This is a genomic window from Nonomuraea turkmeniaca (genome assembly GCF_005889735.1).
Classification (GTDB): Bacteria; Actinomycetota; Actinomycetes; order Streptosporangiales; family Streptosporangiaceae; genus Nonomuraea; species Nonomuraea turkmeniaca.
Genome location: NZ_VCKY01000338.1, coordinates 1 through 9031, shown reverse-complemented (window position 1 = coordinate 9031; position 9031 = coordinate 1). Strand labels below are relative to the sequence as shown.

Here is a 9031-nt window from a genome sequence, read left to right as displayed (position 1 = left end):
AGCCCGCCCCGCTCCCCGCCACCATCAACACCGACATCGCCTTCCAGGACGGCTACGCCTACGTCGGTAACTACGGCGGCTTCTCGATCTACGACATCAGGGACCCGAAGAAGGCCACGGTCGTCAGCTCCGTGGTCTGCCCGGGCTCCCAGATGGACGTCAGCGTGTACGGCAACCTGCTGTTCGCCGCCGTCGACTCCTCGCGCAACAACGACTCCTGCAACAGCACCGGTCTGACGGCCGACCACAAGGAGGCCTGGGAGGGCGTTCGGATCTTCGACGTCTCCGACAAGGCCAACCCGAAGTACATCAAGTCCGTCGAGACCAACTGCGGCTCCCACACCCTGACGCTGGTCCCGGGCAAGGGCGGGGACAAGCACAGGAACGTCTACGTCTACGTGTCGTCGTACCTGCCGGCCGCCAACTTCCCCGACTGCCTGCCGCCGCACGACAAGATCTCGATCATCAAGGTGCCGCTCAAGGACCCGGCGGCCGCGGCCGTGGCGGCCACCCCGGTCGTCTTCCCCGACGGCGGCAACGAGACCCAGCCCGGCCTGCTCCTGCCGACCCAGGGTTGCCACGACATCACCGCCTACGCCGAGAGGGACATCGCGGCAGGCGCGTGCATGGGCGACGGCGTGCTGTTCGACATCTCGGACCGGCTCAACCCGAAGATCACCGCCAGGACCACGGACCCGAACTTCGCCTTCTGGCACTCGGCCACCTTCAGCAACGACGCCAGGAAGGTCGTCTTCACCGACGAGCTCGGCGGCGGCGGCGCGGCCACCTGCAACGAGGCGACGGGCCCGAACAAGGGCGCGGACGCGATCTACGAGATCGTGAAGGGGCAGCTCGTCTTCAAGAGCTACTTCAAGATCTCGCGCCACCAGGCCGACTCGGAGAACTGCGTGGCCCACAACGGCTCGCTGATCCCGGTCAAGGGCCGCGACATCATGGTCCAGGCCTGGTACATGGGCGGGCTGTCGATCTGGGACTTCACCGACTCCGCCAACCCGAAGGAGATCGGCTACTTCGAGCGCGGTCCGCGCGCGGCCGGCGGCGGAGGCGGCATCTGGTCCGCCTACTACTACAACGGCTACATCTACGGGGCCGACTTCCACGCCGGTTTCGACATCGTCAAGATCAGCGATCCGCTGACGGACAGCGCGAGGCACGTCCGGTTCGACCGGCTGAACGTGCAGACCCAGGAGCGGTACCGCTCCTGGTGACCCTTCACTGAGGTGGCGCGAACCCGCCCGGAGTCGCCTTCGGCGGCTCCGGCGCGGGCGCCGGCGGCCTGGGCTGTGCGTAAGGCCCGGGTTGCCCGTAAGGCCCGGACTGCGGAGCCGGCTGCGTCCCCTGGTACGGGCCGCCCGGCTGGGCCGCCTGGTAGGGGCCCGTCTGGTACGGACTCGGCTGGCCCGTCTGGTACGGACTCGGCTGGGCCGCCTGGTACGGACTCGGTTGGCCCGTCTGGTACGGCCCCGCCTGCGGAAGGCCGTTGGCGGCGGTGGCGCCGGCGCGTTGCGCGAGCCGGGCCTCCTCCCGCCGGCGACGCTCGGCCAGGACGGCGCTCAGGTACGCGTGCGGCGGCACCCCAGGCGGTGCCGCGGGCGAGACGAACGCCGCCGTCTGGGTCGCGATCCGCACCCCCATCTCGTGCTGGACCTGCGGCGACAGGTCGTGCCACCGCGACAGGTACTGCCGGGCGGCCTGCACCACCTCGTTGGGCAGCTGGGACAACTCCAGCGTGGCCGCCCAGGCCGCCAGCGGCGGCGGCATCACGATGGCCTGCCCGCTGTCGCGCGGCCCCCGGTCGGAGATCACGATCGTGCCCGCGAAGACGTCGCCGAGCCGCTTGCCCCGCTGCGACACCAGCGAGGAGATCAGCGCCGGCGCGCCGGACAGCAGCCAGAACTCCAGCACCCCGGCCAGCCCGCGGAACAACGCCTGCCGGAACCGCTCAGGGCTGCCGTCGTCGCTCACGACGCGCAACCCGAGCGCCAGCTTGCCGAGGCTGCGCCCCCTGCTGAGCGACTCGAACAGCACGGGATAACCCACCATCACCAGCACGACCAGCAAGAGCATGACGGCCGCGAGCATCGCCGAGTCCGAGATGATGGCGAATGCGCCTAAGATCGCGTACGCGCCCACCAGGACGGTCAGCTGCACGGCCAGGTCAATGATGATCGCCAGCGCGCGGGAGGGCATCTGCGCCACCCGTACCTCGACGACGACGGCGTCGCCGGTCACAACCTCTGACATATGTGGAGCCTAACGGCTATGTACGGGTGATCGAGCGGCCAGAATGTTCTGGTGGACATCGACGCGTTCATCGCAGCGCACCGCCAGGCCTGGGACCGGCTCGACCACCTGGTCAAGCACCGCTCGTCGCTGACCGGCGCCGAGGTGGACGAGCTGGTCGACCTCTACCAGCGGGTGGCGACCCACCTGTCCATCGTCCGCTCCTCCGCCGGCGACTCGATGCTGACCGGCCGGCTGTCCGCGCTGGTGGCCAGAGCCAGGTCGGCGGTGACCGGTGCGCACACGCCCGCGTGGCGGGAACTGGTGCGGTTCTTCACGGTGTCGTTCCCCGTGGTGGCCTACCGGGCGCGGTGGTGGTGGCTGGTCACCGGGCTGGCGTTCGTGGCGGTGTCCTGGGCGCTGGGCGCGTGGGTCGCGGGCAATCCCGAGGTCCAGGCGTCGATCTTCACCGAGGACGAGATCACCCAGCTCGTCGAGCACGAATTCGCCGACTACTACTCGGAGAACCCGGCCGCGTCCTTCGCCAGCGCCGTGTGGATCAACAACGCGTGGGTCTCCGCCTTGATGATCATCTACTCGGTCCTGCTGGGGTTGCCGATCCCGTACGCGCTCTACGCGAACGCCGAGAACGTCGGTGTCGCCGGCGGGCTCATGGCCTCCAGGGACAAGCTGGACATCTTCTTCGGGCTGATCACCCCGCACGGGCTGCTGGAGCTGACCGCCGTGTTCCTGGCGGCGGCCGTGGGCATGCGCCTGGGCTGGACGGTCATCGACCCCGGGCCGCGCCGCCGCATCGAGGTGCTGGCCGAGCAGGGGCGGGCGGTGATGAGCGTGGCCCTGGGGTTGGTCGTGGTGCTGTTCGTGTCGGGGCTGATCGAGGCGTTCGTGACGCCGTCCGGGCTGCCCACGTGGGCGCGGATCAGCATCGGGGTGGTCGCGGAAGTGGTCTTCCTGACGTACGTGATCGTCTTCGGCCGCCGAGCCCTGCGCGAGAACGAAACCGGCGACATCGAACGCGCCCCCGACGTCGCCCCAACCGCCTGAGGCCCGCCTACAGGCGTCCGGCGGCCTTCACCGCCTACAGGCGTCCGGCCGCCTTCAGCGCCAGGTATGCGTCCGCCAGGGCGGGCGCGATGTCCTCCGGCAGCGCGTCCACGACCTCGACCCCGTGCCGCCGCAGCCGAGCCGTGATGCGCCGCCGTTCGAGCTGGGCGTGCTCGGCCGCCGCCGCGTCGTACACGTCCTCGGCCGACCCCCGGCGCGCCGCCATCGCGGCCACGCGCGGATCGGACACCCCGGCCACCAGCACCAGATGGCGAGAGGACAACTGCGGCAGCACCGGCATGAGCCCTTCGTCGAGGGATGCCGAGTTCAGGTCCGTCAGCAGCACGACCAGGCAGCGCCGCTTGGCCCGCGACAGGATGGACGCCACCATGCCCTGCGAGTCGGCCTCGATCAGCTCCGCCTCGATCGGCGCCATCACGTTGACCAGCGATGACAGCAGCTCGGTCCGGGACGCTCCGGCCACCCAGGCGCGTACGGCCCGGTCGTAGGCCAGGAAGTCCACCTGGTCGCCGGCCCGGGCGGCGAGTGCGGCCAGCAGCAGCGCCGCGTCCATCGACCAGTCGAGCCGCGGCCAGCCCGGCGCCGGCCGCGGATCCGGCCTGACCAGCAAGCCGCTGCCGCCCGCCGTCGCACCGGCCATGGGGATCGGCGCGTCGCCCACCCGGCCCGCTGAAGTGCGCCCGGTGTCGAGCACGATCAGCACGCGCCGGTCGCGTTCCGGGCGCCAGGTGCGTACCACCACGTCGTGGCGGCGCGCGGTGGCCCGCCAGTCGATGGAACGCACGTCGTCACCGATCACGTACTCGCGGAGCGAGTCGAACTCGGTGCCCTGCCCGCGTACCAGCGCCGGGTGCTGGCCCTCCAACTCCCGGAGCCGGGCCAGCCGCGACGGCAGGTGCTTGCGCGACAGGAACGGCGGCAGCACCCGAACCGTCCACGGCGACCGATGGCTGCCCTGACGGGCGGCCAGGCCGAGCGGGCCGAGCGAGCGGACCGTGACCGCCACCGAGGACCGGTCGCCGCGCCTGGTCGGGTCGAGCGTCACGACGATCTTGCGGCGTTCGCCCTTGGGCACGTCCAGGGCGGCGGTCCGCGGGGTGGCGTTCGCGGACGGCGGCCAGGCGTCCCGCAGCACGCCGCGTACCCGCCTGCCGCCCGGGTTCTCCACGATCAGCTCGACCGTGGCCCGCTGGCCCAGGCGTACGAGCGTGTCGCCGGAACGGTGGAAGCGCAGCGGCCGCACCGCCCCGGCGAACACCAGGTCCACCACGATCGCGGCGGCCAGCAGCAGGCACACCCCCGCCAGCGCGGCCCCGGGCTGGGGCGCGAGCAGCACCACCACGATCCCGAGCGCCGCGACCAGACCGGCACGTCCCGTCAGCGCCATGCGGTCACCACCACGCCGGTTCCTGTCAGAGCCGGCATCACCGCGGAACCGGGACCGACGCCAGGATGCCGTCGAGCAGGCCGTCCGCGGTCGCGCCCTCGAGCTCGGCCTCCGGCCTGAGCTGCACGCGGTGCCGCAACGCCGGCCTGGCCAGCGCCTTCACGTCGTCGGGGGTGACGTACGGGCGGCCGGACAACCACGCCCACGCCCGTGAGGCGGCCAGCAGCGCCGTCGCCCCACGCGGGGAGACGCCCAGCTGCAGCGACGGGGAGTTCCTGGTGGCGCGGGCCACGTCCACGATGTAACCGAGCACCTCGGGCGCCACGTGCACCTTCGCGGCCGCCTCCCGTCCCGCCGCCAGGTCCTCGGCCGACGCGACCGCCTTGACCTCCGACAGGTCACGCGGATCGAAACCGCGGGCGTGCCGCTCCAGCACCGCGATCTCCTGCTCCCGCGGCGGCAGCGGCACGGTCAGCTTGAGCAGGAACCGGTCGAGCTGCGCCTCGGGGAGCTGGTACGTGCCCTCGTACTCGACCGGGTTCTGGGTCGCGCACACCACGAACGGGTCGGGCAGCGGCCTGGCCGAGCCCTCCACGCTGACCTGCCGCTCCTCCATCGCCTCCAGCAACGCGGCCTGTGTCTTCGGCGGCGTACGGTTGATCTCGTCGGCCAGCAGCAGGTTCGTGAACACCGGACCCTCGCGGAACTCGAACTCCGCGGTCTTCGTGTCGTAGATCAACGAGCCCGTCACGTCGCCCGGCATCAGGTCGGGCGTGAACTGCACCCGCTTGAAATCCAAGGACAAAGCCGCCGACAGCGTACGCACCATCAGGGTCTTGGCCACGCCGGGCACGCCTTCGAGCAGCACGTGGCCCCTGCACAACAACGCGATGACCAGCCCCGTCACCACCGCGTCCTGCCCCACCACGGCTTTGGACACCTCGGCACGCAGCGCGGCGAGCGCGTCCCTGGCCGACTCGGCCGACGTCGTCACGCGGAATGTCTCCTCAGAGTTCACTGACCTGCCTCTCGATGAAGTCCAGATATCCGGCCAGGGCGACGAGGGCGGCGTCGTCAGCCGGGGGTTGTCCGTACAGTGCCGCGCCGACCTGATGGGAGTCCTGTCCAGTACGGGCGGCGAGCGCCGCGACGACCTCCTGCGGGCCCGCGCCCGAGGTGAGGCCCAGTCTGGGGGTCAGGCGGTCGATCGTGCCCGCGCGCAGCGAGTCGGCGGCGCGTTGCCTGGCGCGTCTGGCCCGGTAGAGGCGGCCGCGGCCCTCCACCGTCTCTGCCGCCCGCACGATGACCGGCAGCCGCTCGGCCACCACGGGACCCAGGCGCCGTCCCCGCCAGAGCGCGGTGACGGCCACGGCGATGATCGCCATGTAGACGGTCCAGCGGACGTTGTCGGGCATCAGCTCGTACATCGACTGGCCCCGCTCGCCGGGCAGCTCCGTCGCCGGTGGGCGCTCCGGGCGGATCAGCCAGGTCACGGGGCGGCCGGAGCCGATCAGGTTGAGGGCGAGCGCCGCGTTGCCGTCCTCGGGCAGGTGCAGGTTCGTCATGAACGAGCCGTCGCCGACGACCGTCGTGACGCCGCCCGCGTTCGGGTAGCTGACCAGGGTGTGTCCGCCGCCGGTCGCCGGGTAGCAGCCGGTGCCACCCGCCGGGGCGTCGAACGCCCTGCCGCCCATGTACGCGCTGCCCGCCAGCCGGGCGGCGGGCAATTGGCACTGGGGCTCGCGGGAGCGGGTACGGGTCGCCTCCGGGTGGGTGCGCACCCCCGGGGCGAGGGTCTGGAGGCCGAAGACGTCGCCGACGATCAGGCGGTCTCCCGGGATCCTGGACAGGGTGTCCTCGTCGAAGTACGTCGTGTCCGTGATCAGGAGCAGGCGGTTGCCGCCCCGTGCGGCCATGTCGGAGGCCGCCTGGACGGAGTCGACCCTGTCCACCTGGACGCCGCGAGAGCGCAGGAGCTCGGCGAGTGCCTTGGAGCCGGCCAGGGAGGTGTCCGCCGGGTCCAGGGGGCGGGACGGTCCCCGGGTCGGGGCGATCAGGACTCCTATCACCGCTACCAGGATGAGGATGGCGCCGAGCAGCACGATCATGCGGCTGGCCGTCCAGGCGGAGCGAGTGGTGGGTGAGGTGGGTTGTGACCCGCCGGGCGCGGGGCCGGCCTGCGGCCCGGCCGGCGCCGCCGTCGGAGGTATGACCACGCTCACGACACCCCTCCATCGGACTCGGACGCACGCCTGCCCTGGGCCTCATCAGCCGCGTCATGCGCCTGCGCCGCCTCGCCCTGGCCGTCCGCGCTTCGGCCCGCCGCTGCGCTGCCTTGGCCCTCCGCGCCTTGGTCCGGCGCTGCTTCGGATGGCACTGCGGCCTGGCTCGCCGGCCCCTCGCCCACCGGCCCGCTACGCGGCGCCGGCATGGTCGGCAGTACGTCGGCCGACGCCGGCGCCGCCACGCCGGGGCTCGGAGCGCCCGCGCCCGCAGGAGCTCCGACGCCGACGGGAACCCCGACGGCGGGGACACCGGACGGCGTGGACAGGGGGACGGGGCGGGCCTGGCGGAGCTGGTCGTCGAGGTGGGCCATGGCCTCGTAGGTCTCGCGGGTCCCGGGCACCCCGCCGTACGTGACGTCGTCGAACGACCGCGCCGCCGCCGCCAGCTGTGTGGCGAAGCCCGGCAGCGACACCGCCGCCTCCGCGGCCAGCTCATCGGCCGTGCGTCCTGGCATGCCGTCGACCAGCGCCCGTTCCTCCAGGTCGCGGGCGATGGCCCGGAGGCGTTCCTGGAGGGCCTCGCCCCAGCGCTCTTGGACGGCGAGTCGTTCGGCGGCCTGCCGGTGCTCGGCCGCGCTCATCGCCCGCTCCCCGAACAGCCCGCCGACGGCGGCCGCGTTCCTGCGTGCGGTCTTGCGCAGTTGCCAGGAGATGAGCACGATCACGCCCACGATGATGAGCACGATCAGCGCGGCGGCGATGATCCCGCCCACCGGCCCGCCGCCCGTCGCCGCGTCGACCAGGTCGCCCAGGAACTGGTTGAAGCGCCGGTAGAGCAGGTCGAGCAGCGGCTCCTTCTCGTAGTCAGGCTTGAGGAGCTCCTCCGCGGCCCGGCGCGCGGCCTCCTCCCTGTCGATCGGGCTCACGATCCGGCGGAGTTGGACGGGTGCCAGAGCTCGTCGGCCGAGGCGTGCACCCAGCCCTGGCGCTGCTGCTCGATGGCCGCCGTCTGCAGCACGAGGTCGAACGCCTCACTCCGCATGCGCCGGTCGGCGTAGAGCAGGCCGGCCACGCCCGCCTGGAAGGGATAGGTGAACATCGCGCTGAGGGTGGCTCCCAGCGCGATCAGCACCGCGGACACGATGGCGTTGGCCATCGAGCCCGCGCCGAGCATGCCGAACAACGTGCCCGCGATCGTGAACGGCACCGACACGACGGCTCCCAGGAGGCCGACGAGCAGGGAGGTGAGCAGCAGGATGCCGAACACCCGCCAGAAGTCGCCGGAGACCAGGTGCCACGAGCGGCGCATGGCCTGGATCGGGCCCTTGCCCTCCAGCACCACGGCCGGCGAGGCGAACGCGAAGCGGGTCCAGAAGAACAGGTAGTAGACGACGTACACGATGATGAACAGGATGGTCAGCCCGATCACCAGGCCGATGGCGCCTTCGCCGGTGCTGCTCATCGAGATCGCCACGATGAGCAGCACGAAGACCACCATGGGAACCAGCATGATGACGGCCATCAGCCCCACCACGCCGAACAGCGCCGGGACCCGGCCCTTGACGAGCTGCCAGGCCTCGCCGGCCGTGATGTTGCCGCCGAAGACGGCCCGGCCGAGAATGCGGGTCAGCACGCCGGTCAGCAGGGTGACCACGACGAACTGGACCGCGTACGAGATCAGCGAGCCGCCGTATTGGGCGGCGATGCCGTAGACGCTGGTGATCTGGTCGGGCGGGGTCGTGGGGTCGGTCAGCGCGGTGCCCATGGCGTTGAGCACGAACGCCTGGCCGATGGCCAGGGGCACGGCGGCGAGCAGGGCGGCGACGGCCGAGAGGCCCAGCACCGCCTTGGGGTTGGACCGGATGAGCTTGATCGTGCCGTCGAGGATGTCGCCGAGGCCGAGCGGGCGCAGCGGGATGATGCCTGGCCGCAGTGCCTGAGGCGGCGGCATGTAGCCGTGACCGGGTTGCGGCTGGGGCGGATAGGGTGTTTGGGGCCCAGGCCCATAAGGGGGAGGTCGGTCTCCGTACGGCTGCCCGTAAGGGGCCGGCTGCTGCGGGCCCGGGGCGGTCCACGGGGAGGCCTGCGG

8 protein-coding genes are annotated in these 9031 nt (G+C 71.9%); 2 read left to right on the top strand and 6 right to left on the bottom strand.

Annotated elements, in window-relative coordinates; all coding sequences use genetic code 11:
• Positions 1–1229 (top strand): LVIVD repeat-containing protein (locus ETD86_RS50095; protein WP_138673671.1); only part of this gene is annotated, 1229 nt, incomplete at its 5' end.
• 4 nt (positions 1230–1233) lie between these two features.
• Here the strand turns inward: ETD86_RS50095 and ETD86_RS50090 are convergent.
• Entirely contained in the window at positions 1234–2265 is a 1032-nt protein-coding gene (locus ETD86_RS50090) for an RDD family protein (protein ID WP_138673670.1), read from the bottom strand.
• A 51-nt stretch (positions 2266–2316) separates the two neighbouring features.
• On the opposite strand from ETD86_RS50090, the gene ETD86_RS50085 reads away from it, so the two are divergent.
• Positions 2317–3309: a stage II sporulation protein M gene (locus tag ETD86_RS50085; protein ID WP_138673669.1), complete on the top strand. Its 993-nt coding sequence runs from the start codon at positions 2317–2319 to the stop codon at positions 3307–3309.
• 34 nt (positions 3310–3343) lie between these two features.
• Here the strand turns inward: ETD86_RS50085 and ETD86_RS50080 are convergent, their stop codons facing one another.
• The 5 genes from ETD86_RS50080 to ETD86_RS50060 form a co-directional block, all read right to left on the bottom strand.
• Entirely contained in the window at positions 3344–4717 is a 1374-nt protein-coding gene (locus ETD86_RS50080; protein WP_138673668.1) for a DUF58 domain-containing protein, read from the bottom strand.
• A gap of 37 nt (positions 4718–4754) precedes the next feature.
• Positions 4755–5711, bottom strand: a complete 957-nt coding sequence (locus tag ETD86_RS50075) for an AAA family ATPase (protein WP_138673667.1) — start codon at positions 5709–5711, stop codon at positions 4755–4757.
• A gap of 13 nt (positions 5712–5724) precedes the next feature.
• Positions 5725–6939: a DUF4350 domain-containing protein gene (locus tag ETD86_RS50070; protein WP_246149454.1), complete on the bottom strand. Its 1215-nt coding sequence runs from the start codon at positions 6937–6939 to the stop codon at positions 5725–5727.
• Positions 6936–7868, bottom strand: coding sequence for a DUF4129 domain-containing protein (locus ETD86_RS57655; RefSeq protein ID WP_211370828.1), 933 nt, complete (start codon positions 7866–7868; stop codon positions 6936–6938). The genes ETD86_RS50070 and ETD86_RS57655 overlap by 4 nt, the downstream gene beginning before the upstream one ends.
• Positions 7865–9031, bottom strand: a 1167-nt coding sequence (locus ETD86_RS50060) for a DUF7847 domain-containing protein (RefSeq protein WP_138673666.1), incomplete at its 5' end; no start/stop codon positions are given. The genes ETD86_RS50060 and ETD86_RS57655, both read right to left, overlap by 4 nt.